The organism is Micromonospora sicca (assembly GCF_003172935.1).
Lineage (GTDB): Bacteria > Actinomycetota > Actinomycetes > Mycobacteriales > Micromonosporaceae > Micromonospora > Micromonospora sicca.
On record NZ_QGKS01000153.1, the window covers coordinates 1 to 22,934 of the forward strand.

General features: G+C 73.9%; 28 protein-coding genes. 18 read left to right on the forward strand and 10 right to left on the reverse strand.

The features are described 5' to 3' along the window. Positions 1-808, reverse strand: an 808-nt coding sequence (locus DKT69_RS07485) for a D-glycero-alpha-D-manno-heptose-1,7-bisphosphate 7-phosphatase (protein WP_146230999.1), incomplete at its 3' end; no start/stop codon positions are given. A 195-nt stretch (positions 809-1,003) separates the two neighbouring features. On the opposite strand from DKT69_RS07485, the gene DKT69_RS07490 reads away from it, so the two are divergent. The 3 genes from DKT69_RS07490 (at position 1,004) to DKT69_RS07500 (ending at position 3,321) form a co-directional block, all read left to right on the forward strand. Continuing rightward, complete coding sequence (locus DKT69_RS07490; RefSeq protein ID WP_368666227.1) at positions 1,004-1,441, forward strand: SRPBCC family protein; 438 nt, start codon at positions 1,004-1,006, stop codon at positions 1,439-1,441. Beyond that, positions 1,438-2,439, forward strand: coding sequence for an SDR family oxidoreductase (locus DKT69_RS07495; protein WP_109800844.1), 1,002 nt, complete (start codon positions 1,438-1,440; stop codon positions 2,437-2,439). The genes DKT69_RS07490 and DKT69_RS07495 overlap by 4 nt, the downstream gene beginning before the upstream one ends. A 114-nt stretch (positions 2,440-2,553) precedes the next feature. Beyond that, entirely contained in the window at positions 2,554-3,321 is a 768-nt protein-coding gene (locus DKT69_RS07500; RefSeq protein ID WP_109800845.1) for a polyprenol monophosphomannose synthase, read from the forward strand. Positions 3,322-3,372: 51 nt separating this feature from the next. Here DKT69_RS07500 and DKT69_RS07505 read toward each other — a convergent pair whose 3' ends face one another. Beyond that, positions 3,373-4,977 (reverse strand): phytoene desaturase family protein, encoded by a 1,605-nt coding sequence (locus DKT69_RS07505; protein WP_109800846.1) that lies wholly within the window; start codon positions 4,975-4,977, stop codon positions 3,373-3,375. 72 nt (positions 4,978-5,049) lie between these two features. Here DKT69_RS07505 and DKT69_RS07510 point away from each other — a divergent pair, with 72 nt between their 5' ends. Then, positions 5,050-6,483, forward strand: coding sequence for an aldehyde dehydrogenase family protein (locus DKT69_RS07510; protein ID WP_109800847.1), 1,434 nt, complete (start codon positions 5,050-5,052; stop codon positions 6,481-6,483). 55 nt (positions 6,484-6,538) lie between these two features. On the opposite strand, the gene DKT69_RS07515 is transcribed toward DKT69_RS07510, so the two are convergent. Further along, positions 6,539-6,943: a ChaB family protein gene (locus DKT69_RS07515; protein WP_109800848.1), complete on the reverse strand. Its 405-nt coding sequence runs from the start codon at positions 6,941-6,943 to the stop codon at positions 6,539-6,541. 150 nt (positions 6,944-7,093) lie between these two features. Between DKT69_RS07515 and DKT69_RS07520 the strand changes: the two genes are divergently transcribed. The 5 genes from DKT69_RS07520 to DKT69_RS07540 all read left to right on the forward strand — a co-directional run bounded on the left by DKT69_RS07520 (position 7,094) and on the right by DKT69_RS07540 (position 9,849). Then, entirely contained in the window at positions 7,094-8,071 is a 978-nt protein-coding gene (locus tag DKT69_RS07520) for a YihY/virulence factor BrkB family protein (protein WP_109800849.1), read from the forward strand. Between the two features lie 60 nt (positions 8,072-8,131). Further along, the gene (locus tag DKT69_RS07525; RefSeq protein ID WP_109800850.1) at positions 8,132-8,548 is read left to right on the forward strand and encodes a DUF2795 domain-containing protein; all 417 of its coding nucleotides are present in this window, start codon (positions 8,132-8,134) and stop codon (positions 8,546-8,548) included. Positions 8,549-8,597: 49 nt separating this feature from the next. Beyond that, on the forward strand, positions 8,598-9,059 hold the full coding sequence (locus tag DKT69_RS07530) for an SRPBCC family protein (RefSeq protein WP_109800851.1): 462 nt from the start codon (positions 8,598-8,600) through the stop codon (positions 9,057-9,059). A gap of 135 nt (positions 9,060-9,194) precedes the next feature. Next, positions 9,195-9,458, forward strand: a complete 264-nt coding sequence (locus DKT69_RS07535; RefSeq protein ID WP_109800852.1) for a hypothetical protein — start codon at positions 9,195-9,197, stop codon at positions 9,456-9,458. A 178-nt stretch (positions 9,459-9,636) separates the two neighbouring features. Then, entirely contained in the window at positions 9,637-9,849 is a 213-nt protein-coding gene (locus DKT69_RS07540; RefSeq protein ID WP_109800853.1) for a hypothetical protein, read from the forward strand. Here the strand turns inward: DKT69_RS07540 and DKT69_RS07545 are convergent. Continuing rightward, the gene (locus DKT69_RS07545; protein ID WP_109800854.1) at positions 9,846-10,295 is read right to left on the reverse strand and encodes a hypothetical protein; all 450 of its coding nucleotides are present in this window, start codon (positions 10,293-10,295) and stop codon (positions 9,846-9,848) included. The genes DKT69_RS07540 and DKT69_RS07545 overlap by 4 nt on opposite strands. Before the next feature lie 165 nt (positions 10,296-10,460). Between DKT69_RS07545 and DKT69_RS07550 the strand changes: the two genes are divergently transcribed. Beyond that, positions 10,461-10,823, forward strand: coding sequence for a DUF6401 family natural product biosynthesis protein (locus DKT69_RS07550; protein WP_109800855.1), 363 nt, complete (start codon positions 10,461-10,463; stop codon positions 10,821-10,823). Positions 10,824-10,884: 61 nt separating this feature from the next. On the opposite strand, the gene DKT69_RS07555 is transcribed toward DKT69_RS07550, so the two are convergent. Continuing rightward, positions 10,885-11,721 carry a mechanosensitive ion channel family protein gene (locus tag DKT69_RS07555; RefSeq protein WP_109800856.1) on the reverse strand — a complete coding sequence of 279 codons (837 nt, stop codon included), beginning with the start codon at positions 11,719-11,721 and terminating at the stop codon, positions 10,885-10,887. Positions 11,722-11,921: 200 nt separating this feature from the next. Here DKT69_RS07555 and DKT69_RS07560 point away from each other — a divergent pair, with 200 nt between their 5' ends. The 3 genes from DKT69_RS07560 (at position 11,922) to DKT69_RS07570 (ending at position 16,232) form a co-directional block, all read left to right on the forward strand. Next, positions 11,922-14,063 carry a SpoIIE family protein phosphatase gene (locus tag DKT69_RS07560; protein ID WP_109800857.1) on the forward strand — a complete coding sequence of 714 codons (2,142 nt, stop codon included), beginning with the start codon at positions 11,922-11,924 and terminating at the stop codon, positions 14,061-14,063. 39 nt (positions 14,064-14,102) lie between these two features. Beyond that, positions 14,103-14,780 carry an HAD family hydrolase gene (locus DKT69_RS07565; protein WP_109800858.1) on the forward strand — a complete coding sequence of 226 codons (678 nt, stop codon included), beginning with the start codon at positions 14,103-14,105 and terminating at the stop codon, positions 14,778-14,780. A 156-nt stretch (positions 14,781-14,936) separates the two neighbouring features. Next, a complete protein-coding gene (locus DKT69_RS07570; RefSeq protein WP_109800859.1) occupies positions 14,937-16,232 on the forward strand; it encodes a cation:proton antiporter in 1,296 nt (431 codons plus the stop codon). A 98-nt stretch (positions 16,233-16,330) separates the two neighbouring features. Here DKT69_RS07570 and DKT69_RS07575 read toward each other — a convergent pair whose 3' ends face one another. Beyond that, on the reverse strand, positions 16,331-17,281 hold the full coding sequence (locus tag DKT69_RS07575; RefSeq protein WP_109800867.1) for an NAD(P)/FAD-dependent oxidoreductase: 951 nt from the start codon (positions 17,279-17,281) through the stop codon (positions 16,331-16,333). 109 nt (positions 17,282-17,390) lie between these two features. Here DKT69_RS07575 and DKT69_RS07580 point away from each other — a divergent pair, with 109 nt between their 5' ends. After that, positions 17,391-17,606, forward strand: coding sequence for a DUF3072 domain-containing protein (locus tag DKT69_RS07580; protein WP_109800868.1), 216 nt, complete (start codon positions 17,391-17,393; stop codon positions 17,604-17,606). A gap of 1 nt (position 17,607) precedes the next feature. On the opposite strand, the gene DKT69_RS07585 is transcribed toward DKT69_RS07580, so the two are convergent. From DKT69_RS07585 to DKT69_RS07595, 3 genes are all read right to left on the reverse strand, one after another. Then, positions 17,608-18,108: a metallophosphoesterase family protein gene (locus DKT69_RS07585; RefSeq protein WP_109800860.1), complete on the reverse strand. Its 501-nt coding sequence runs from the start codon at positions 18,106-18,108 to the stop codon at positions 17,608-17,610. A gap of 78 nt (positions 18,109-18,186) precedes the next feature. Further along, on the reverse strand, positions 18,187-18,966 hold the full coding sequence (locus tag DKT69_RS07590; protein ID WP_109800861.1) for a glucose 1-dehydrogenase: 780 nt from the start codon (positions 18,964-18,966) through the stop codon (positions 18,187-18,189). Continuing rightward, positions 18,963-20,810, reverse strand: a complete 1,848-nt coding sequence (locus DKT69_RS07595) for a glycoside hydrolase family 15 protein (protein WP_201749532.1) — start codon at positions 20,808-20,810, stop codon at positions 18,963-18,965. Before DKT69_RS07595 ends, DKT69_RS07590 begins: the two co-directional genes overlap by 4 nt. A gap of 164 nt (positions 20,811-20,974) precedes the next feature. On the opposite strand from DKT69_RS07595, the gene DKT69_RS07600 reads away from it, so the two are divergent. After that, positions 20,975-21,562 carry a general stress protein gene (locus tag DKT69_RS07600; RefSeq protein WP_109800863.1) on the forward strand — a complete coding sequence of 196 codons (588 nt, stop codon included), beginning with the start codon at positions 20,975-20,977 and terminating at the stop codon, positions 21,560-21,562. 41 nt (positions 21,563-21,603) lie between these two features. Here DKT69_RS07600 and DKT69_RS40985 read toward each other — a convergent pair whose 3' ends face one another. Next, positions 21,604-21,771, reverse strand: coding sequence for a DUF1684 domain-containing protein (locus DKT69_RS40985; protein WP_109800864.1), 168 nt, complete (start codon positions 21,769-21,771; stop codon positions 21,604-21,606). A 36-nt stretch (positions 21,772-21,807) separates the two neighbouring features. Here DKT69_RS40985 and DKT69_RS07610 point away from each other — a divergent pair, with 36 nt between their 5' ends. From DKT69_RS07610 to DKT69_RS07620, 3 genes are all read left to right on the forward strand, one after another. After that, positions 21,808-21,987, forward strand: coding sequence for a hypothetical protein (locus tag DKT69_RS07610; RefSeq protein ID WP_109800865.1), 180 nt, complete (start codon positions 21,808-21,810; stop codon positions 21,985-21,987). Further along, positions 21,984-22,556, forward strand: coding sequence for a helix-turn-helix domain-containing protein (locus DKT69_RS07615; protein WP_109800866.1), 573 nt, complete (start codon positions 21,984-21,986; stop codon positions 22,554-22,556). The genes DKT69_RS07610 and DKT69_RS07615 overlap by 4 nt, the downstream gene beginning before the upstream one ends. Then, on the forward strand, positions 22,553-22,934 hold a 382-nt coding region (locus DKT69_RS07620; RefSeq protein ID WP_146231000.1), incomplete at its 3' end, for a DUF2637 domain-containing protein. The genes DKT69_RS07615 and DKT69_RS07620, both read left to right, overlap by 4 nt.

Consider the following 22,934-nt stretch of genomic DNA (forward strand, 5'->3'; position numbering starts at 1 on the left):
CGTCGATCCAGGGCAGCGGCCATTCGATGATGTCGTCGACGCCGGGGAGCAGGTGGGCGGCGGCCCGGCCGCGGGGGCCGCAGAGCAGGACCACCCGGTCGGCGCCGGCGGCGACGGCGCGGATGCCGGGGCCGGTGACCAGCACGTCGCCGGCGGCGTCGCTGCGTACCACCAGCACCGTGCCCCGCCGCCGGGCCGGCGCGGTTGGGGCCACCAGGCCGATCCGGTCCAGGATCTGCGCCACCGCCGCGGGCAGGTCGCCGACGACCGTGGGCGCCGAGGCCACCTCGGCCGGTCGGGTGGCCGGGGTGGGGACCATGATCCCCGCGGCGCCGGCCGCCGCGGCGGCGTCCATGTCGGCGCCGATGTCACCCACCATGACGCACCGGGTCGGGCTGGTGCCCAGCGCGCGGGCGGCGGCGTGCACCAGACCCGGCGCGGGCTTGCGGCAGGCGCAGCCGTCCCGCTCGCCGTGCGGGCAGATCTGCCAGGCGTCGAAGGGCCCCAGCAGTTCCTCCACCCGCGTGTTCACCCGGCGCAGCTCGTCGTGGGTGAACAGGCCCCGGGCCAGCCCCGACTGGTTGGTCACCACGGCCAGCCGCAAGCCGGCGGCCCGCAGCCGGTCCAGGGCCTCCCGGGCATCCGGCACGGGACGGACCTTCTCCGGGTCGCCGTTGTAGGGCACGTCCTCGACGAGCGTGCCGTCCCGGTCCAGCAGCACCGCGTCGAAGAGCCCCGGCGGGAACCGGCCAGGACCCGGGTCAACCCGGGCTGACCTGCACTGATCCCGCTCGTGGTCCCCTCGCACGGCGGGCGGGTTCCCGACCCCCCGAGGAGTAAACATCATCTTCGGCGGAGCCGACTCCACCGGCACCCCGGCGCCCGGGGGGTCCGTCGCACCACTCCGCCGTCCGGTGCGGCGTTACCCGCCGCCGCCGAGAAGCTAACCCGGCGGCCGCGTTAGCGGCGGACCGGGCGGGGGTATGGGATTGCGGTGGCGATTGTGGAGAAAGTGATCGACGCGTCCCCGCAGCAGGTCTTCGACGTGCTGGCCGACGGGTGGACGTACAGCGACTGGGTGGTCGGCACCGCGCACGTGCGAAACGTGGAGGACACCTGGCCCCGGGTCGGCAGCCGGTTGCACCACCGGTCGGGGCCGTGGCCGTTCTCCCTGCAGGACTCCTCCACCGTGCTGGTCTGCGAGCCGCCGCGCAAGCTCGTCATCAAGGCGGGGCTCTGGCCGGCCGGCGAGGCGACGGTGGTGTTCACCCTCGATCCGGTGGGCGACGGCGCCACCCGGGTCCGGATCGGCGAGGACTTCGCCGCCGGGCCGCTGCGCTGGGTGCGCAACAAGCTGAACGACCTGGTGCTGCACCAGCGCAACAAGGAGACGTTGAACCGGCTCTCCGACATCGCCACCCGGCAGAAGTCCGACCGATGACGCAGCGGGTGGTCATCACCGGGGCGAGCGCCGGGGTGGGCCGAGCGATCGCCCGGACGTACGCGGCCCGGGGCGCCCGGTTGGGGCTGATCGCCCGGGGCGGGGCCGGCCTGGCCGCCGCCGAGCGGGACTGCCGCCGGCTCGGCGCCGCCGACGTCCGGACGCATCAGGTCGACGTGGCCGACGCGGGCGCGGTGCAGCGGGCCGCGGACGACGTGGTGCACCACTTCGACGGCCTGGACGTCTGGATCAACGACGCGATGGTGTCGGTCTTCGCCCCGACCTGGGAGATCACGGCGGCCGAGTTCCGCCGGGTCACCGAGGTGAACTACCTCGGCACCGTGCACGGCACGCTGGCCGCGCTGCGGCACATGCGGCCGCACGGCCGCGGCGCCATCGTGCAGGTCGGTTCCGCCCTGGCCTACCGCGGCATCCCGCTGCAGTCGGCGTACTGCGCCAGCAAGCACGCGGTGCAGGGGTTCAACGACTCGCTCCGGGCGGAGCTGCTGCACGACTGCCCCGGCGTACGGCTGTGCATGGTGCAGCTGCCGGCGGTGAACACCCCGCAGTTCTCCTGGGTACGCACCCGGTTGCCCCGGCACCCGCAGCCGGTCCCGCCGATCTTCGCGCCGGAGGTGGCCGCCCGCGCGGTGGTCTGGGCCGCGGACCACGGCCCGCGCGAGCTGAACGTGGGCGGCCCGACCTGGCGGGCCCGGCTGGCCAACATCCTCTTCCCCGGCCTGCTCGACCGGCAGCTGGCCCGCAGCGGGTACGACAGCCAGCAGACCGACACCCCCATCGACCCGGCCGAGTGGCGGGACAACCTGGACCGGCCCGGCGACGACAAGCAGGACTGGGGCGCGGAGGGAGTCTTCACCGGCCGGTCCCGCCGGCACTCGGCCACACTCTGGGTGAGCACGCACAAGCGGACGGCTTCGGTCCTCGCGCTGGGCGGGCTGGTCATGGCGGCCACCGGGCTGGCCCGCCGGTTACGCTGACCGACCGGCGTGACGACGCTGCGCCGCCTTCCAGGCGGGCGTCTGTGCGGACCGGGCGGAGACTACTGGCTATCCTCTCACGTGAACACTGTCGGCCGACCGAGGATGTCCGTGATGATCGAACCCGTGCAGTTGCCCGCTCCGTGGCGGGACGCACGCCTGACCGTCGTCGTTCCCACCTACAACGAGGCGGGGAACCTCCCGGTGCTGGTCGAGCGGCTCCTCGCCCTGCCGCTGCCGGGGCTGAAGGTGCTGGTCGCGGACGACAACTCCCCGGACGGGACCGGTGAGGTGGCGGACAAGCTGGCCATCGAGCACCCGGACCGCGTACAGGTGGTGCACCGCGCGGGCAAGGAGGGGCTCGGCCGGGCGTACGTGGACGGGATCGGTCGCGCGCTGGACGGCGGCGCCGAGTACGTGGCGCAGATGGACGCGGACCTCTCCCACCCGCCGGAGGCGCTGCCGGGCATGCTCGGCGCGCTGCTCTCCACCCAGGCCGGCGTGGTGATCGGCTCCCGCTACGTGCCCGGCGGGCAGCTGGACGAGAACTGGCCGCTCTACCGGCGGGCGCTGAGCGGTTGGGCCAACCTGTACGTGCACACGCTGCTGCGGGTGCGGATCCGTGACCTCACCGCCGGCTTCAAGATCTGGCGTGCCGACGCCCTGCGCGACATCGGGCTGGACCGGGTCCAGTCCAACGGCTACAGCTTCCAGGTCGAGATGCACTACCTCGCCACCAAGCTGGGGCACACCATCCTGGAGGTGCCGATCCGCTTCGAGGAGCGCCGCGAGGGCGCCTCGAAGATGACCACCGCCACCAAGATCGAGAGCGCGCTGATGCCGTTCAAGCTGCGCTCCCGGCACCGCAACATCCAGGGCTGAGCAGGAGTTCCCAGCCGACCCCGCCCCGCTTGCCGGGACGGGGTCGCCCCCTCAGCGGTAGACCGCCCGGTGCGCGGCGCCGATCATCCCGGCGTACAGCTCACCGGTGAGCGCGCGGTCGCGGGCCAGCGCGGCCCGGGCCGCGTTCGCGCCGGGCGCGCCGTGCACGCCGCCGCCCGGGTGGGCCGACGAACTGGCCAGGAAGAGCCGGTCCACCGGGGTGTCCGCCCGTCCCAGGCCGGGGATCGGGCGGAGGAAGAGCTGCTGGTACGCGGCCGCGGTGCCGCCGCCGATCGCGCCGCCGACCAGGCTCGGGTCGCCCTGCTCCAGGTCGGCCGGGCCGGCCACGTGCCGCCCCACGATCAGCGACCGGAAGCCGGGCGCGGCCTCCTCCAGCACCTCCTCCATCCGCTCGGCGTGTCCGGTGATCTCCTCGGCGCGCCACTGTCGCCGGAACGGCAGGTGGGTGTACGACCAGAGCGACTCCGTTCCGGGCGGGGAATGGGTCGGGTCGGCCAGCGACATCTGCCCGACCAGCAGGAACGGGTCGCGGGGCACCTCGCCCCGGGCGAGCGCGGCCGAGTAGGTGGTCAGGCCATCCAGGTCGGCGCCGAGGTGCACGGTGCCGGCGGTGGCCACCGTCCGGTTCTTCCACGGCACCGGTGCGGAGAGCGCCCAGTCCACCTTGAGGATGGAGCCGTCCCACTTGAAGTGGGCCAGGTCCTCCACGAGCCGGGGCGGCAGCGCCGCCGCGCCGACCAGGTCCAGGAAGAGCGCCGGGGCGGGGACGTCGGCCAGCACCGCCTTCCGGGCCCGCCAGGTGGCGCCGCCGGCGGTACGCACGCCCATGGCCCGGCCGCGGGCGGTGAGCACCCGGTCGACGCGGGCGCCGTAGTCGATCCGGCCGCCCCGCTCGACCAGCCGGGCCACCAGCGCGTCGGTGATCTTCTGGGACCCGCCGACCGGCACCGGCCAGCCGACCTGCTGGCCGAGCATGGTCAGCAACCAGCCGTACACGCCGGAGCCGGCCTCCTCTGGGGCGAGGTCGGTGTGCAGGGCGCAGCCGGCCAGCAGCGCCCGCCCGCCGTCGCCGTCGAAGAGTTCGTCGCCGAGCTTGCGGACCGGCACGACCAGGCGGCGGGCCAGCCGCAGCGCACCCGAGACCCGGAGCCGGCGCAGCAGGGTGAGCCCGCCGCGCACCGGCGGGAACGGCGTGGTGATGGTGTCGAGCATCGGCTCGGCCACCTCGCACCAGTCGGCGTACGCCTGCCGCCAGCGGTCCCCGTCGCCCGGGGCGAACGCCTCCAGCGAGGCGGCGGTGACGTCGAGATCCCGGTTGACCACCGCGGCCCGCCCGTCGGGCAGCAGGTGGGCCAGCACGTCGGGGGCGTGCGTCCAGGTCAGCCCGTACCGGCCGAGGTCCAGCCCGCGCAGCACCGGCGAGGCGTACCCGAGCGGATAGAACGAGCTGTAGAGGTCGCTGAGGTAGCCCGGGGCGGTCACCTCGGCGGAGCGAATGGCCCCGCCGGGGGTCTGCGTCGCCTCCAGCACCAGGACGTCCCAACCCGCGTCGGCCAGCAGGTTCGCGGCCACCAGGCCGTTGTGGCCGGCGCCGACGACGACGGCGTCCGCGCTCGGCGTGGCGGTCGTGGTCATCCGACCCGCCTACCCGGACGGTTACCGGGCGAAACGCGTTTGCCTTGCCAGGGCCGGGGCATCCACTGCCGCATGTACACGGTTGCGCAGCTCATCGGTGGAGTGTGGGGCGCGGGTGGCGCGGGAGGGGAACTGGTCGTCCACGATCCGGCCGACGGCTCCCCGGTGACCACCGTGCCGGTGGCGACGGCGGACGAGGTGGCCAAGGCGGTCGAGGCCGCCCAGGAGACGGCGACGGAGTGGGCGGGGACCGCCCCGGCGGACCGGGCGGCGGCGCTGCACCGGGCCGCGGACGCGGTGGAGGCCGCCGCGGAGGAGCTGGCGCAGGCGACGACGGCGGAGATGGGCAAGCCGCTGGACGACGCGCGCGGCGGGGTGGCGGCGGGGATCGGCACGCTGCGACAGTACGCGGAGCTGGCGCCGGTGCGCGGCGGCCGGACGCTGCACGGCGGGCAGTCGTCCATCGACTTCATGGCTCCCGAGCCGCACGGCGTGGTCGCCGCGATCACCCCCTGGAACGACCCGGTGGCGGTCTCCTGCGGGCTGCTCGGCGCGGCCCTGGTCACCGGCAACGTGGTGCTCTACAAGCCGAGCGAGCGCACCCCGGCCACCGGCTGGCTGCTGGCGAAGGCCCTCGATTCGGCGCTGCCGGCGGGTGCGCTCTCCCTGCTGACCGGCGGTGGTGAGGTGGGTGCGGCGCTGGCCGGGCAGGCGGTGGACGTGGTGGCCCACGTCGGTTCCACCGCCACCGGCCGGCAGATCGCCGCCGCCGGGGCCCGCACCGGCGCGAAGGTGCTGCTGGAGAACGGCGGCAGCGACGCGCTCGTGGTGGACAGCGACGTCGACCCGGTCTGGGCGGCCGAGCAGGCGGCGCTCGGCTGTTTCGCCAACGCCGGGCAGATCTGCGTGGCGGTGGAACGGATCTACGTGCACCGGGAGGTGGCGGAGGACTTCGTCGACGCGCTGACGCAACGCGCGGAGGCGCTGACCATGGGCCCGGGCCGCGACCCGGGGACGCAGCTCGGGCCGCTGGTGGACCGGCGGCATCGGGACCACGTGCACGGGCAGGTCACCGCGGCGACTGCGGAGGGGGCGCGGGTGCGTACCGGCGGGACGGTGCCGGACGGGCCGGGGGCGTTCTACCCGGCGACGGTGGTGGCCGACTGCCGGCACGAGATGACGCTGGTCCGCGAGGAAACGTTCGGGCCGGTCGCCCCGGTGATCGTGGTCGACTCGTTCACGGAGGGGCTGCGCTGCGCCGCCGACTCGCCGTACGGCCTGGCGGCGACGGTGCTCACCGGGTCGATGAGTCACGCCCAGCGGGCCTGGCGGGAGCTGCCGGTCGGCACGGTCAAGGTGAACTCGGTCTTCGGCGGCGCGCCGGGCGGCGCCGCGCAGCCGCGCCGGGGCAGCGGACAGGGCTTCGGGTACGGCCCGGAGCTCCTCGACGAGTTCAGCACGGTGAAGACCGTGCACATCGAGGCGCCGGGCGGCGGCCACTGGTGACGACGGGACGACGGGAGCCCGGGACCGCTGGTCCCGGGCTCCAATGGTCGGACTGTCAGCGGCGGGCGCGCGCCTCACGGGTCTGCTTGTCGTTCGCCTTCTGGATCGCCTTGACCAGCTCCGGCTTGGTCATCCGGGACCGGCCCGGCACGTCCAGCTTCTTGGCGACCTCCATCAGGTGCTCCTTGGGCGCATTCGCGTCCACGCCGGCGGCCGTCGGTGCCCGCCGCGCGGGGCCGCCCCCGGCTGCCTGCTGGTCGCTGGGGCCCTTGCGGCCCTTCGGCTCCCAGTGGTCGCCGACCTTCTCGAACTCGTGCTTCACCGCGGCGAACGCGGTGCGGTGCGCCCGCTGCCCCTCGCCGTAGGTCTCCACCGCCGAGTCGTGCGTCTTCTCCCACGTCCGCTGGGCCTTCTCCGGGGAGCGCCGCAGCGTGCTGGGCAGTACTTCGCGCCCGGGCATCTCGTCCTCCTCCGTCTCGATGGGTTACCCAATGGAGTTCCCGCACCGCCCGACGGCAAACGGCACCGGTTTGTCGATTTCCCCGGCGGGGTACCGCCCGGGCCACCACGTACGGGCGTGCGCCCGGGCGGCGGAACACAGGGAGCGGTCATGGCAGCGACGACGGAACCGGCGGTCGGCGGTCGGCAGCCGGCCCGGATCCCCCGCCGGATGCGCCAGCTGAGCTGGGCCACCTGGCGCGGGGTGCTGGTCCGCAGCGGGCGGAACTTCGTCAAGGACAACTGCGCCGACTGGGCGGCGGCGCTCACCTACTACGGCGTGCTGGCGTTGTTCCCCGCCACCATCGTGGTGGTCGCGCTGGTGGGGCTGGTCTCCGACGGCGAGCGCACCGTGGACACGGTGATCGACCTGGCCCGGGAGATCGGCGCCGGGTCGGTGGTCGGCAACGACGGCTTCGTCGACGTGGTACGCGGCGTGGTCGAGCAGCAGGGCTCGGCGAAGGTGCTGCTGAGCTTCGGTCTGCTCGGCGCGCTCTGGTCGGCGTCGGGCTTCATCGGGGCGTTCACCCGGGCCTCCAACGCCGTCTACGGGGTCGAGGAGGGCCGCCCGTTCTACCGGCTGCGCCCGCTGCAGATCGGCCTGGCCGGGGTGTCGCTGGTCCTGTTGGCGATCGTCGCCACCGGCCTGATCGTCAGCGGGCCGGTCACCGACGCGGTGGGCGACCGGCTGCACGCCGGCGGGCTGGCCCGGACGGTGTGGAGCGTCGCCAAGTGGCCGGTGCTGGCCCTGGTGGTGATGACCCTGCTCTCCCTGATGTTCTGGATCGCGCCGAACGTCCAGCAGCCCCGGTTCCGCTGGCTCACCCCGGGCGGGGCGCTCGCCCTGCTCGCCTGGGTGGTCGCGTCGTTCGGTTTCGGCCTCTACGTCGCCAACTTCGGCTCGTACGACGTGACCTACGGCAGCCTCGGCGCCGTCATCGCCTTCCTGGTCTGGCTGTACCTGTCCAACTGCGCGCTGCTGCTCGGCGTACAGGTCAATGCGGAGCTGCAGCGTGGCCGGGTGCTGCAGGCGGGCGGCGGGGACCCGGGCGAGCCGGTCCTGCCGCCCCGGGCGCCCGCCGATTCGTGACCGAATGACCGGCTCCCCGGCCCCGGTTTACCGGGGGCCGGCTCGGGCATGTCTGAAGGCATGGAACGTGGCAGCAGCAAGCACTCGCCGAGGGTCGACGACAACATGAGTCAGGAGGTCAGCGGCCTCGTGCAGGGGCCGGGGGCCGGTGGCTCGCGCGTCGAGGAGTCCCGCCAGCCGGAGCCGGCGGGCGAGGACCAGCCGGAGCCGAAGACGGTGACGGCCGGCGCGAGCCGCGGCGGCAACCCGCAGGGTATGAGCATGGACGACGTGGAGGGGCGCAGCCGTCTCGGCCGGTTCATCACCATGACGGCGCTGCCGGGCGACCGGGCGACGCTGATCGCCAACGCCCAGGAGAACGCGGCGCCGGCGGACATCATCGCCGCGCTGGAGGGGCTTCCCGAGGGCATCCGTTACCAGACGATTTCCGAGGTGTGGGCCGCACTCGGGCACAAGAACGAGACAACGCGCTGGTGACCGGATCGGCCCACGATCCGGAGACTCACCGGCGGGCAGAGGAGGATTCATGAGCGGCGTTATCGAGCACGTGGACGTCTCGGTCCCGATCCGGACCGCCTACGACCAGTGGACCCAGTTCGAGGAGTTCCCCCACTTCATGGAGGGTGTCCAGGAGGTGCGGCAGCTCTCCGACACCTTGACCCACTGGACGGTGGAGATCGCCGGGGTGAAGCGGGAGTTCGACGCCGAGATCACCGAGCAGTTGCCGGACGAGCGGGTCGCCTGGAAGTCCACCGGCGGCACCCAGCAGGCCGGGGTGGTGACGTTCCACCGGCTCGACGAGGGCAACACCCGGGTCACCCTGCAGATGGACTTCGAGCCGCACGGCGTGGTCGAGCAGGCCGGCGACAAGCTGGGGGTGGTCGACCGCCGGGCCAAGGGCGATCTGGCGCGGTTCAAGCAGTTCATCGAGCGGCGCGGTCAGGAGACCGGCGCCTGGCGCGGCAAGGTCGACCGGCCGACGCCCTGATCCCCTGACCCCCGAACCTGACGACTCCGATGGCCGCCGGTGCTCCGGCGGCCATCGCCGTGTGCGCCCGGCCGCCCGCGATCGGGTTGTCGGCCACGGCCGTTTGCGATCACCGCACCCGGGTACCGCTGGGGAATGACCGACAACGACAGCCACGTGTGGCGCGACGAGGACCGGACCCCGCTGCGCGAACTGGACCGGGCGATCGCCCGTTCCACGCTCGACGGGCAGGCCGACGACGCCACCGGCAACGACGCCGGTGAGGAGGCCGCGTTCGGGCACGGTCCCGAGGCGGTGGACCGCGGCGCCGGCCCGGAGGCGGAGCGCCGGGAGATGACGGACGCGGACCGGGCGTACCGGCCCTCGACGACCGGGCGGACCGGCCCCGACAGCATGTGAGGTGGGCGGGGCTCCGGTGGCGGGTGGCCGCGGCCCGGAGCCCAGCGCGCCACCGCCCGGGCGCGACTCCCCCGAAACGACAAAAAGTGAGGCCCGGACGGTCGAGAAACCGGACAGGTCATCCAGAATCGGCCGAACGGGTGACGGCAACGCCGGGGTGCCGCGTAAGACTTTCGGGATGCAACAGGGCTCCGGCTTCCTCACCCCACGTCAGCGTCGCCTGGCCTGGCTCGGCTTCCTGCTCGCCGCCGTCCAGGCACCCGTCGCCGCGAAACTGGTCTCCGACGACTCCTGGCTGTTCAGCCTCTGCGTCGCGCTGATGGTGGCCACGGTGATCATCGCGGACGACGCCGGCCGGCGCCGTCCGGCAGGCGCCCCCTCCTCGGACTAGCCCTCCGCGCCGGGGCGCGCCTCGTGCCCCGGTCGCCCCCGGGTGCGGCGCCGCTCCTTCATCTCCGCCTCGTACAGGTGTCGTCGGCCGTCGACCAGCTCGTCGCGGGCTTGGCGGTCCAGCTCCCGGAACAGGGCGTAATAGCCGTCGTCGAAGTCCTCGACGATCTGGAAGGTCCAGCGCCCGGCGATCACGTTCCGGCCGAGCAGGTCCCGGCCGATCCGGTCGGCGACGTCGGCGTGGCCGGCGGCCCGGAACAGCTCCACCGCGTCGTCCAGCATCAGGTCGGCATGGCCGATGAGCTGGTGCAGCGCGTAGAGGTGGCCACGGGCCCGTTCGACGGTCTCCAGGGCCTCACTGAGCTTCCCCAGGGCCTCGACCGTGCCGTCGCTCACGCCGGCCGGGCGGCGGTGCCGCTCGTCGGGTCCGTCGGCGTGTTGTCCCATTCCGTTCCTCCGTGAGGTCGCCCGCGCCGGTTCGCGCGGTTTCCCTTCTGCCCGGTCCCGGCCGGGTCAATCCCCCCGGAGGATGGCGGACACCGTCCCGGCCGACCGGCACTCATCCGGTCGGCCGAGGCCGCCCCGGTCACGGCGTGATTAGCCTCGGTTTCCATGCGTGTGCCGAACAACCGGGTCGCGACCCGTTCCGCCGCCGGCTCCGCGCGGTCCGCCCTCATCGCGCTGACCGCCTCCGTCGGCACCGCCGGGCTGGCCGCGGCCGCCGCCCGCCCCGGGCTGCTCGCCCTGGTCGACCAGCACGCCGCCGCCGTCCGGGACAGTCTGGACGGCGACCGCCGGCCGCTCACGGTCGCCGCGCTTGCCGGGTACGCCGAGGGCGTCCGCGCCGCCGCGATCGAGCACGGCTGGCAGCCGTCCGGCGAACCGACCGACTGGTCGGCACCGGACTGGCTGCACACCCGCCTGCTGGCGGTGTGCGCCCTGGCCCGCGCGCTGGACCCGCGGCACCTGGCCTGAACCGAGGGAAGGTGCCCGCGATCGCCCCGCGGACACCCTCTCCCCCCTGCCACCGGTCGGCTCAGCCGCCCGGACGTTGGAACTGCTGGGTCTCGTCGCCCTGCCCGCCCCGGGCGCCGGACATCGCCTGGGTACGCTCTGCGGCGCTCCGGTCGGCCATCTGCCGCTCGTAGTCGCTGCGCCCGGCACCCTGCGCCTGGCGCTGCTCCCGGACCGCGCGGGATTCCTGCTCGATCCGGTTCAGCCAGCCGTCCCAGCGGTTCTGCATCGGCCTCACCAGACCACCGCCGACGCCGACGATCAGGATGCCGGCCGCCGTGGCGAGCACCGCGATCAGCACCGGCGTGGTCACCGTGGTGGCGATGCCCACCTGGTTCAGCGCGGCGATCACGCCGAGCGCCAGGATGAAGATCGCCGCCAGGTCGGCCAGGATCTTGCCGTACGAGAGCCCGCCCAATGCGCCGGTGATCAGGTCCCGGACCGCGTTGGCGATGGCGGCCGCGATCACCACGATGACGATCGCCACGAAGGCTCGCGGCAGCCAGGCGACCACGCCCCGGATCAGGTCGCTGATCGCGTTCGGCCCCCACACGCCGAACGCGAACTGCAGGGTGAACAGCAGGACGGCGTAGTAGGCCAGTTTGGCCAGGATGTCACTCGCGTCGTACTTGGTTCGCTCGAGCGCCCGTTTGACGCCGCCCCGTTCGACCCAGCGGTCGAAGCCCACCCGTTCCAGCACGGTGTCCACGATCTTGAGGACGGCCCGGGCGATGAGCCAACCCACCACGAGGATCACGATGAACGCGATGGCCCTCGGGATGAAGAGCAGCACCGACCTCCACATGTCGGCCACGGCGTCGCCAATGTCGGCCTGCCCGGCCGCGAGGGTTTTCGGCATGATGTCCCTCCTGTCGCGTGAACTGCGACGTCCGCATACCCGGTCGTTCGTGTGGCACGCCGCGCCACCGGCCGGGATTTTCCCGACATATCCCACCAGAGAGGCCCTGACCTGGCGTAACGGCCGGACCGGCGCGCACCGGAGACCCTCTCCCGCGCGTGATCGGAACGTCCGCGTCACGCTCCGGATAGGCTGCGGTCATGCCAGGCACGGTCAGGCGGATCCCCACGCCATCAGCCCCCGTCCCGCGAGGGCCCGGGGAGCCGGCCGCCGGCGGCTCCGGCGCGGCGGCCGCCGTGCTCGCCCATCCCTGGGCCGGCACGTCCCTCGGCGCGCCCGAGCAGTGGGACCCGGCGGTACGGGCCGTGGTCGATCTGGTCCTCGCCTCGCCCGTCCCGATGGCCCTGCTCTACGGGGACGACCTGGTGCTGCTCTACAACGACGGGTACGCCGAGCTGATCGGCGCCCGGCACCCGGAGGCGCTCGGGCGGCCGGCCGCGGAGGTCTTCGCGGACGTCTGGTCCGAGCCGGGCGCCGGGGAGGTGCTCGAACGGGCGTACCGGCACGGCGAGTCCTTCCTCGAGCGGGAGGCGGTGCTGCCGGCCGACCGGCATCTGGTCGGCGGCGGCGAGCCGGCGGTGTTCACCCGCGGCCACTCCCCGGTGCGCGACAGCAGCGGCCAGATCATCGGCGTGCTCACCGTCGCCGCGCAGACCACCCAGCTCACCCAGCAGTTGCAGAGCCTGAGCGACTTCGCCGCCGCCCTCTCCGGCACCCTCACCCTCGACGACGTCGCCCGGGTCACCCTCCGGTACGCCATCAACTCGTTCGACGCCGACCGGGTCGCCTTCGCGGTCGACGAGGGCGGGACCTGGCGGATGGTCCGGCGGACCCGCGGTGAGCTGCTGGACGAGGCAGACGAGCGGCTCCCGCCGCTGTGGCGGCGCGCCCCGGCCGAGTCGCCCGGCCCGGTCGCGGCGACCGCCCGCAGCGGGGTGCCCTGCTACGTCAGCGACGGCCATCCGCTGCGGGAGACCGCGGTGGACCGGCACGACCAGAAGATCCGGGCGTTGGCCGCCCTGCCGCTGCGCTCCTCGGTGGTCCGGGGCGCCCTGGCGGTCGGCTACCAGACCCCGCACACCTGGTCCGCGGCGGAGCGGGCGCTGCTGATCGCCTCCGCCGAGCTGGTGGGTCAGGCGGCAGAGCGGGCCCGCCGGTTCGAGACCCAGCACGGCACCGCCCAGCTGCTGCAGCGCAGCATGCTGCCGGAGCAGCTGCCCGACCTGCCCCGGCTGCGCATCGCCGCCCGGTACGCCCCCGGGGTCGACGGCAACGCCGCCGGCGGTGACTTCTACGACGCCTTCGTGCTGCCCACCGGCGCGCTGGGCGTGGTCCTCGGTGACGTGGCCGGGCACGACGTGCAGGCGGCCGCGCGGATGGGGCAGGTGCGGGCGGCCCTGCGGGCGCTCGCCCTCAGCGATCCCCGTCCCGACGCGGTGCTAGCCGGGTTGGACCGGCTGGTGTCCAGCCTGGGCGCCGAGGGCGGGACGCAGGAGCTCTTCGTCACCGTGGTCTTCGGGGTGGTCGAGCCGGACCGGGAGCGGATCACGCTGGCCAGCGCGGGCCATCCCGCGCCGTTGATCCGGCGCTGCTCGGCGGCGGGCGAGCCCTTCGCCGAGTACGTCGACGTGCCGCCCGGCGCTCCGCTGGGTCTCGGCTGCCGGCCCCGGACGGCCACCGTGCCGTTCCGACCCGGAGACACCCTGCTGCTGTTCAGCGACGGGGTGGTCGAGCGGCGCTGGCAGGACCTGACGGCCGGGCTGGACGAGCTGGCCGGCGCGGTGACCGCGGCCGGCAGCGGCGACCCCCGGGCGCTGTGCGCGGCGGCCACCGCCGCGGTCCCCGGGGCCACCGAGGACGACGTCGCGGTGCTGGCGGTGGAGCACGCGGTCAAGCCGAGCCGGTCGGTCAGCATGGAGGTCCCGGCCGAGCCGACCGCGCCGGGCCGGGTACGGCACTGGATGACGGCGCAGCTCACCGAGTGGCGGGTGCCGGAGGCGGTGGTGGGCGCGGCGGTGCTCTGCACCAGCGAGCTGACCACCAACGCGTTGCTGCACGCCGGCACCGCCGCCCGGGTGGAGATCGACCTGAGCGCCGAACGGCTGCTGGTGTCGGTCGCCGACTCGGGCACCCGGGGCACGGTGACCCGCACGCAGACCGACACGCTGAGCAGCCGGGGACGGGGTCTGGGCCTGATCGAGGAGCTGAGCGACGCCTGGGGCACCGACCCGACGGTGCGCGGCTCGACCGTCTGGTTCGAGATCCTCATTCCGGCCGGATGAGTCGCGTCGGCGCGCGCCGGGGCGGGTAGAAGGGGAGACATGCCTACCGACAACCGCCGCGGCGTCCTCCTCGACGTGGACGGCACCCTCGTCGACACCACCTATCTGCACACCGTGAGCTGGTGGGAGGCGCTGCGCCAGGCCGATCACCAGGTCCCCATGGCGCTGATCCACCGGTCGATCGGCATGGGCTCCGACAAGCTCCTCGACCACCTGCTGGGGCCGGAACGCGACCGGGACGACGACGGCAGGCTGCGGGCCGCCCACGACGGCTTCTTCGGCGAGTACTGGGAGCGGCTCACCCCGCTGCCCGGGGCCGCCGACCTGCTCCGGGCCTGCGCCGCCCGCGGGCTGCGGGTGGTTCTGGCGACGTCGGCGGCTGAGCGCGAGGTGGCCGCGCTGCGGGCCGCGCTGGACGCCGACGACGCCGTCGACACGGTCACCTCCTCCGCCGACGCGCAGCAGAGCAAGCCGGCGCCGGACATCCTGGTCGCCGCGCTGGAGCAGTCGGGGCTCACGGCGGAGCGGGTGGTGTTCGTCGGCGACTCGGTCTGGGACGTCGTGGCGGCCGGCAAGCTGGACATCCCGTGCATCGGCCTGACCTGCGGCGGGACCAGTCGGGGCGAGCTGGCCGGCGCGGGCGCGGTGGCGGTCTACGACGACCCGGCGGCCCTTCTCGACGGCCTCGCCGACAGCGCCATCGCCACCCTCGGCTGACCCGCCGGCGCCGTCGCCGGGCGCCCCTGGGTGGGGCGGATCCCGGGCAGGGTGACCGGCCCCACCCGGAACAAGCGGACATCGAGGCATAGCGGACGGGAGTACGGGGCACTGGTCACCACCTGCCCGCGTCGCGGGCGGCGGGAAGGTGGTGCCGTGGAACCCGTGGACGTCGCGCTCGCGCTGGTGGGTGTGGGCGCGCTGCTGGCAGGGATCCTGCCGCGCGTGCTGGAGCGGCGCCCGCTCTCCATGCCGATCGCCTTCCTCGGCCTCGGCATGCTGGTCTTCCTGCTTCCGACCGGGCTGCCCACGCCGGACCCGCTGCGTTGGCCCGAACTCACCACGCATCTCACCGAGATCGGCGTGATCGTGGCACTGATGGGTGCCGGGTTGAAGATCGACCGGCCGCTGAGCTGGGCCCGCTGGTCGTCGACCTGGCGACTGCTGGCCATCGCCATGCCGCTGTGCATCGCGACGGTGGCGCTGCTGGGCTGGTGGTGGGTGGGCCTGGCGCCGGCGGCGGCGCTCCTGCTCGGCGCGGCGCTCGCCCCCACCGACCCGGTGCTCGCCGCGGACGTGCAGGTGGGCGAGCCGACCGACGTGGAGGACTCCGAGGACGAGGTGCGCTTCGCGCTGACCTCGGAGGCGGGGCTAAACGACGGCCTGGCCTTCCCGTTCGTGTACGCCGCCATCGCCATCGCCACCACCAGCCTCGCCCCGGCGGACTGGCTGGCGCACTGGCTCACCGTCGACGTGCTCTACAAGCTCGCCGTCGGCGTCGGGGGTGGGCTGCTCATCGGCTGGCTGCTCGGCAAGCTCTTCTTCCGGGCGCCGAGCGAGCTGCGGCTGGCCCGGCACGCCGAGGGCTTCCTCGCGCTGGCCGCCACCTTCCTGGCGTACGGGCTGGTGGAGGTGGTCGGCGGGTACGGCTTCGTGGCGGTCTTCGTGGCGGCCCGGGCGATCCGGGCGGCGGAGCGGACCCACGAGTTCCACTCGGTGCTGCACGACTTCGCCGAGCAGATCGAGCGGTTGCTGACCGTCATGCTGCTGCTGCTCTTCGGCGGCGCGGTGATCGGCGGGCTGCTCGCCCCGCTGACCTGGCCGGCGGCGCTGGTCGGGCTGGCGCTGGTCTTCGTGGTCCGGCCGCTGGCCGGCTGGCTGTCCCTGCGCGGGGCGCCCGGTCGGCCGGCCGAGCACTGGGTGATCGCGCTGTTCGGCATCCGCGGCGTCGGCTCGTTCTACTACCTGGCGTACGCCACCAGCAGGACGGACTTCCCGCAGGCGGAGCTGATCTGGGCCACCGTCGGCCTGGTGGTGATCGTCTCGGTGGTGGTGCACGGGATCGCGGCCACCCCGGTCATGCAGCTGCTCGACCGGGCCGGCGAGCGGACGCAGGAGCACCCGGAGCGGGGACGCGCGGAGGAGCCGGCGCTGGGCGGCGCCCGAAGCTGAGCGGGGGTCGGCCGAGGGCTGGCCGGCCGCGCCGGGCGACCGGGCCGGCGCCGGGCGCCACGCCGAGCGAGGGACGATCGGGCGAGGGTGGGCGCCGATCAGCCGGGCGGGCCGAGCAGCCGGTCGACCAGCGCCCGGCCGAGGTCCCGGCCGGAGAGCCAGGCGCTCTGTACCCGGGGCCTGCCGAACGCGTCGCCGGCGATGCCGATCCCGTCGTCGTCGAGGTGGAACGTCCCGTCCCCGCCCGTGGCGGGCTTCGCGTACGTCCAGCGGTGCACGTGCACCAGCTCGGCCGGTTCCGGGAGGCCGAACAGGTCCCGGACCGCCTGCTCGATGGCGGGGCCGGCGGCGGTGGGCTGCGACAGGTGACCCGAGGCGAACTCGGGGGTGGTGTGCGCGACCAGCACCGGCGCGCCGTCCCCCCGCCGGTCCCCGTCGTCGCAGACCAGACTGAGCACCGGATGCCCGTTGACGAACGCGGCGCGGAAGTCGGGCCAGCGGCGGGCCGGGAAGCGCAAGACGCCGCTCAGCGTCGGCGACCAGCGCTGGCCGGTGACCGCGCGGGTCGCCGCGCCGAGCGCGGGATCGAGCAGCAGGGCCGCCTGCGGACCCGGCATGGCCAGCGCGACCGCGGCGCAGGACCGGCCGTCGACCCGCGGCCCGGGCTCGACCGTCAGCACCAGCCGGTCGTGCACCACGGGCAGGTCCCGGGCCAGGTGCTCGACCAGCGAGCGCAGCCCGCGCGGGGCGGCCCAGCGCGTGGGGCCGCCCGGCAGCTCCCGGCGACCCTCCGGCCCGTACGCGACCAGGGTGTCGGTCCACTCCCGGGCCAGCCCGGCGGACCGCCACTCCTCCGCCACCGCCGCGAAATCGGAGTGGTCGACGGTGAAGTAGGCGGCGCCGAGGTCGGCGGGGCGGCCGTCGAAGCGCTGGCTGGCCATCCGGCCGCCGGTCACCCGGGCCCGCTCGCGGACCTCCACCGGGATGCCGGCCCGGACCAGCTCGGCGGCGCAGGCCACCCCGGCGATGCCCGCGCCGACCACCACCACACCCGCCCCGTCCACCGTCACCCGGTGATCGTATGCGGGCCCCGCGGAGGCGGCATGAACGGCGCGGACCCGGGGTACTGGCACAGGCGTTCGAAGAGAGGTGATCGAGATGACCGACCGCGACAGCGGCAGGCCCAACCCGCAGGCCGCCATCAAGGACCCCGACGAGTGGGTCACCGGCGAGGAGCCGCCGACCGCCGCGCAGGAGTCGTACCTGCACACCCTCGCCCGGGAGGCCGGCGAGGAGGTGCCGGAGGGCCTGACCAAGGCGGAGGCGTCCCGCCGGATCGACGAGCTCCAGGCGGAGACCGGGCGCGGGCAGTGAGTCAGCGCGGGGGCAGGCGGTGCAGTTCGACCTGGTCGAGCCGCCCCGCCGCCACCCGCGCGCTCAGCCAGGTCGCGTACGGCTGGGCCCGCCGGTCGGTGGGCGACCCCGGGTTGAGCAGCCGCAACCCGCCCGGGGCGACGCTGTCCCACGGGATGTGGGAGTGCCCGAAGACCAGCAGGTCGCAGTCGGGGAAGCGGGCCGCACAGCGTTCCTCCCGCCGGGTCTTCGGCCCGGTCTCGTGCACCACCGCCACCCGCAGCCCGGCGAGCTCCACCCGGGCCACCTCGGGCAGCCGGGCCCGCAACTCGGGGCCGTCGTTGTTGCCGTGGACGGCGACCAGCCGGCGGGCCCGCGCCGCCAGCGCGTCCAGCAGCGACACGTCCACCCAGTCCCCCGCGTGCAGCACCACGTCGGCCGCGTCGATCGCGGCCCAGAGCGGCGGGGGCAGGTCCCGGGCCCGCTTCGGTACGTGGGTGTCGGCGGTGATCACGAGCTGCATCCCCCGATCCTCCCCGCCCCCGCCCGACCTGTCGCGCCGGATCCCCGGACGGCGACGCGCCGGCCGGGCAGCGCCGGCTCAGGCGCCCTGGCCCTGGTTCTGCATCAGGCCGCCGTCGATGAAGTACGTCGAGCCGGTCACGTACTCGGCGTCGTCGCTGGCCAGGAAGACGGCCAGCTTGGCGATCTCCTGCGGCTGCGCGGCCCGCTTCCACGGGATGCTCTGCACCTGCTCCTCCAGGTACTGCGGGTCGTCGATGGCCCGCTGGTTGAACGGGGTGAGCACCATGCCGGGACCGATGTTGTTGACGTTCATGTGCATGGGCGCCACCTCCAGGGCCAGGCTCTTGGCCAGTTCCAGCATGCCGCCCTTGCTGGCGTCGTAGTCGGCGCCGCCGGCCCGGGCCACCTCCTGGTGGATGGAGGTGATGTTGATGATCTTCCCCTGGCCGCCCTGGTCGCGCCGGTGCTGGACGAACCGGCGGCAGCAGAAGAACATCCCGTAGAGGTTGGTGCGGATGCACCGGTCCCACGTCTCGGTGTCCAGGTCCGCCACCGGAATGCCGGAGGCGTCGACACCCGCGTCGTTCATCAGCACGTCCAGGGTGTCGAACTCGGCGAGCGCCTCGTCGAACATCGCCTCGACCTGATGCTCCACACTGATGTCGCCCTGCACCACCACGGCCCGGCGGCCGGCCTTCTCGATCTCCGCCCTGGTGTGGTTCGCGCCGGCGTGGTCGTGCAGGTAGTGCACCACGACGTCGGCGCCCTCGCGGCCGAACTCGATGGCGGTGGCCTGCCCGATCCCCGAGTCCGAGCCGGTGATCAGGGCGGTCTTCCCGGCGAGTCGTCCGGTCATCTGCGTGCTCCCTCCGTGGTTCCCGCACCGGTCGGCACGGCTTGTCGCGCGGACGCCCCGAAGCGTTCCTCGGCCTCGGTGAGCCGGCCCGCCGCGTTGATCAGACCGATGTGCGAGAAGGCCTGGGGGAAGTTCCCCAGCTGCTCACCGGTGGTCTGGTCGACCTGCTCGGCGTAGATCCCCAGGTCGTTGACCCGGGCGGCGAGCCGCTCGAAGAGCCGACGCGCCCCGTCCACCTCGCCGGCCTGGGCCAGGCAGCCGACCAGCCAGAACGAACAGATCACGAAGCCGGCCGGGTCGTCGTTCCAGCGCCGCAGCAGGCCGTCCCGGGAGAGCCCGCGTTCCACCACGTCAATGGTCGAGCGCATCCGCGGGTCGTCCGCGGGCAGGAAGCCGACCAGCGGCATGAGCAGCACCGAGGCGTCCAGTTGGTCGGAGTCGAAGGCCCCGGTGTACGCGCCGAGCCGCTCGTTCCAGCCGCGGGTCAGCACCACCTCCCGCACCTCGTCCCGGGCCGCCGCCCAGCGGGCCACGTCCCCGGCGTCGCCGATCCGCGGCCCGAACCGCACCGCCCGGTCCAGCGCGGTCCAGCACTGCACCTTGGACGACACGTAGTGCCGCTCGGCGTCGCGGGCCTCCCACATCCCGGCGTCCGGCCGGCGCCAGTCCACCACCGCCTGATCGGCCAGGGCGTGCAGCAGGTGGTGTACGTCGGGCGTCATCGGGTCGAGGTAGTGCCGCATCAGCCAGGCGTCGTCGAGGATCTCGCCGAGCACGTCGTTCTGCCGCTGCTTCCAGGCGTTGTTGCCGACGAAGACCGGCCGGCTTCCGGCGTACCCGGAAAGGTGGTCGAGCGGGTGTTCGGTGAGGTCCCGCTCGCCGTGGACGCCGTACATGATCGGCACCGGATCGTCGCCGATCCGGCCCATCGCTCGGGACACCCAGCTGAACTGCCGATTCGCCTCGTCCGGGCAGGCGGCCCGCCAGAGCGCCTGGAGGGTGAAGCTGAAGTCGCGGACCCAGACGTAGCGGTAGTCGTAGTTGCGGTCGCCGCCCAACTCCTCGGGCAGCGACGTGGTGGCCGCCGCCACGATCGCCCCGCTGGGCTGGTAGGTCATGCCCTGCACCACCAACGCGCTGCGCCGCACCTGCTCCCGGTACCGGCCCCGGTACTGGTCGCGATGCAGGTCGGCCCAGGACCGCCACCCGGCGACCGCGTCGGCCACCACCCGATCGGCGTCGGGCAGCGCGGGCGGACCCGGGCCGTAGGTCTCGGCGTACCCCAGTGTGAGGTGGTGGCTGGTGCCGGAGCGAGCGGTGAACCGGCCGGTGGCCCGGCCGGCGCCGAGGTCCAGCGGCACGTTGGCGCGCAGGCTCAACCGGCAGGCGCCGGCGGTGCCGTCGATCTGTCCGTCGTCGGATCCGGTGAGGTACGCGCTGACCCGGCCGTACTCGAAGCGGGGCTGGTACTCCATCCGCATGGGGACCTCGCCGGTGAGTCCCTCGACCAGCCGGGCGAGAACGCGGGGCGAGCGCAGGCCGATCTCGTGGCCGCGCGCGCCGGGCTCCAGCGCCAGGGTGTCGGTCACCGCGACCGAACCGGTCCGGGTGGTGAACACGGTACGCAGCACCAGCGTCTCGTCCAGATAGGACCGTTCACTGGTGAAGTCCTCCTCCGGGCGGATCGTCCAGTGCCCCGCCCGATCGTCGAGCAGCCGGCCGAATACGGAGGGCGCGTCGAAGCGCGGCGGGCACCACCAGTTCACCGAACCGGCCCGGTCGACCAGCGCCGCACTGTGCCCGTCCGCCAGGAAGCCGTGCTCGCCTATCCGTCCGCTGTCCACGCCGGTGTCTACCCGGGTGCACGGGCGGCATGCCGCACGCCCGGCATCCGCCCTGCGCCCAGCGCATGTCCACCGACCGGCGCGTCCGGCGGGCATCCGACGCCGGCCGGGCGTTACCGCCCGACGGCGGTGGGAACCCGGGCGGTTGACGAAGGAGGATGCTCATGACCAGACCCTCGACTCCGACCGCGGCCTGGCAACCCGGTATGCCGGGCGGCGACAACCTCCCGTCCGGTCCGGCCGGCCGGCCGGCGGCGCCCAGCGGGGACGGACACGGACCGGAGCCGGGTCCGCCGACCGTGACGATCGGCTCGTACCCGGACTATCCGTCCGCCCAGCGCGTGGTGGACTACCTGGCCGACAACCGGTTCCCGGTGGAACGCAGCGCGATCGTCGGGACCAACCTGACCCTGGTGGAGACGGTGATGGGCCGGATGACCACGGGCCGGGCCGCCCTGGTGGGCGCCGGGACCGGCGCCTGGTTCGGGCTCTTCATCGGGTTGCTCTTCGGCATCTTCACGGCCGGCAACTGGGTCGCGGTGATCCTGGTCGGGCTGGTCATCGGCGCGATCTGGGGCGCCGTCTTCGGCGCGGTGGCGCACGCGATGACCGGGGGGCAGCGCGACTTCACCTCGGCCAGTTCGTTGCGGGCCGGCCAGTACGCGGTGATCGTGGACGCCGACGTGGCCGACCAGGCACGGCAACTGCTGGGTCGGATGCACCTGACGCCGACGGGCGCGACCGCCCGCTGACCGCGTCGACGACGCCCCGGCGCCCAGCCCGCGCCGGGGCGTCAGTCGTGGTACGTCAGCTCCCCGGCCACGATCGGCGCGTCCACCCGGTTCTCCGCTGGGGCGAGCGGGCACGCCCACCGGTCGTCGTACGCGCAACTGGGGTCAAACGTGGGAGATTGTTGACGCCCGACAGGGCGACAACGAAACAGCCCCGGGCAGCGCGCCAACGCTGACCCCGGGGCCTAGCCCGGAGGTAGCCGGACATGCGAACCAGCCTAACCCCCACCGCCACGCTCGCCGTGGCCGCTCTCACCCCGTTCCGCCCCCGTAACCGCCGTGAGGCTGCCGCCCTGCTGGCGACGTGGGCCCGCCGGGACACCCTGACCCCCGCCGACGTTGCCGCCGTGCTGGCGACCTTCCGGGCCCGTGGCGGTGCCCGATGAGCCAGGCTGTCAAGGCTGCGATGCGCGCCACCCTTGACCTCAAGCCCACTGAGCGGATGGTGGTTCTAGTGATCGCTGCCCACCAGAACCAGGAAGGTGACGCCTGGCCGTCCGTCCAGACCATCGCGGATCACGTCGGGTGCTCCACCCGCACCGTGCAACGGGCCCTCGCCAAGCTGGTTCAGCTCGGCCGCCTGGTCGTCCGCCAGGTGGCGAACGTCGCCACCCGGGTCTACCGGCTGGTGACGGGACAGCCGGCCCCGTCCGGGGGTGACAACCAGCGTCCGGGGGTGACGAACGGCGGGCCCGGGGGTGACACCCGTAGCGTGTCGCCCGAAGTTGAGAAGACCAAAGAGAAGAACTACCGCGCCGGCGCGCGAGACTGGCGTCAGTGGTTGAAAACCAAGAACCCCAACCCCAACCCGCAGCGACCCCCGTACGGCCCCGTAGAACGCCGTGGGGCCGCTCTGCCGGTAGCTGACAGGGCGGAGCAGTGCCCCAGCCACCGGGGCAGCCCCCGGGGCAACTGTGGCCCGTGCCGTTCTGAGGCCCTGGCGGGTGACCGATGAACGCTCGCCGTATCGCCAGCATGGCTGGCACCGTGGCAGTAACCGTGATCGCTGCCGTTGGTAGCTACGACCACATGCGGGAACTAGCCCACCGGGCCGGACAGGGCCCGCTACTGGCGGCCCTGCTCCCGCTATCGGTTGACGGCATGATCCTTGTTGCCACCCTGGCTCTCAACGATGGTCGCCGCTCCCGCTGGTCGGCGTGGCTGGCGTTCCTGGTCGGCGTAGCCGCTTCCCTGGCCGCCAACGTGCTGGTTGCCGACCCCCACCCGGTGGCCCGGGTTGTGTCCGCATGGCCCGCCGTGGCGTTGCTGCTCACCGTTGAGGTACTGGCCCGTTCCGGGAAGGGGCTGGAGGTTCCGGCGGAACCTGTTGCCC

Coding starts and splice junctions, on each gene's coding strand:
- DKT69_RS07500 (WP_109800845.1), top strand. CDS start 2,554: ATGATCGAACCCGTGCAGTTGCCCGCTCCGTGGCGGGACGCACGCCTG.
- DKT69_RS07535 (WP_109800852.1), top strand. CDS start 9,195: ATGACCGACAACGACAGCCACGTGTGGCGCGACGAGGACCGGACCCCG.
- DKT69_RS07540 (WP_109800853.1), top strand. CDS start 9,637: ATGCAACAGGGCTCCGGCTTCCTCACCCCACGTCAGCGTCGCCTGGCC.
- DKT69_RS07560 (WP_109800857.1), top strand. CDS start 11,922: ATGCCAGGCACGGTCAGGCGGATCCCCACGCCATCAGCCCCCGTCCCG.
- DKT69_RS07615 (WP_109800866.1), top strand. CDS start 21,984: ATGAGCCAGGCTGTCAAGGCTGCGATGCGCGCCACCCTTGACCTCAAG.
- DKT69_RS07525 (WP_109800850.1), top strand. CDS start 8,132: ATGGAACGTGGCAGCAGCAAGCACTCGCCGAGGGTCGACGACAACATG.
- DKT69_RS07510 (WP_109800847.1), top strand. CDS start 5,050: ATGTACACGGTTGCGCAGCTCATCGGTGGAGTGTGGGGCGCGGGTGGC.
- DKT69_RS07505 (WP_109800846.1), bottom strand. CDS start 4,977: ATGACCACGACCGCCACGCCGAGCGCGGACGCCGTCGTCGTCGGCGCC.
- DKT69_RS07555 (WP_109800856.1), bottom strand. CDS start 11,721: ATGCCGAAAACCCTCGCGGCCGGGCAGGCCGACATTGGCGACGCCGTG.
- DKT69_RS07585 (WP_109800860.1), bottom strand. CDS start 18,108: ATGCAGCTCGTGATCACCGCCGACACCCACGTACCGAAGCGGGCCCGG.
- DKT69_RS07610 (WP_109800865.1), top strand. CDS start 21,808: ATGCGAACCAGCCTAACCCCCACCGCCACGCTCGCCGTGGCCGCTCTC.
- DKT69_RS07515 (WP_109800848.1), bottom strand. CDS start 6,943: ATGCCCGGGCGCGAAGTACTGCCCAGCACGCTGCGGCGCTCCCCGGAG.
- DKT69_RS07590 (WP_109800861.1), bottom strand. CDS start 18,966: ATGACCGGACGACTCGCCGGGAAGACCGCCCTGATCACCGGCTCGGAC.
- DKT69_RS07565 (WP_109800858.1), top strand. CDS start 14,103: ATGCCTACCGACAACCGCCGCGGCGTCCTCCTCGACGTGGACGGCACC.
- DKT69_RS07520 (WP_109800849.1), top strand. CDS start 7,094: ATGGCAGCGACGACGGAACCGGCGGTCGGCGGTCGGCAGCCGGCCCGG.
- DKT69_RS07600 (WP_109800863.1), top strand. CDS start 20,975: ATGACCAGACCCTCGACTCCGACCGCGGCCTGGCAACCCGGTATGCCG.
- DKT69_RS07530 (WP_109800851.1), top strand. CDS start 8,598: ATGAGCGGCGTTATCGAGCACGTGGACGTCTCGGTCCCGATCCGGACC.
- DKT69_RS07580 (WP_109800868.1), top strand. CDS start 17,391: ATGACCGACCGCGACAGCGGCAGGCCCAACCCGCAGGCCGCCATCAAG.
- DKT69_RS07550 (WP_109800855.1), top strand. CDS start 10,461: ATGCGTGTGCCGAACAACCGGGTCGCGACCCGTTCCGCCGCCGGCTCC.
- DKT69_RS07545 (WP_109800854.1), bottom strand. CDS start 10,295: ATGGGACAACACGCCGACGGACCCGACGAGCGGCACCGCCGCCCGGCC.
- DKT69_RS07495 (WP_109800844.1), top strand. CDS start 1,438: ATGACGCAGCGGGTGGTCATCACCGGGGCGAGCGCCGGGGTGGGCCGA.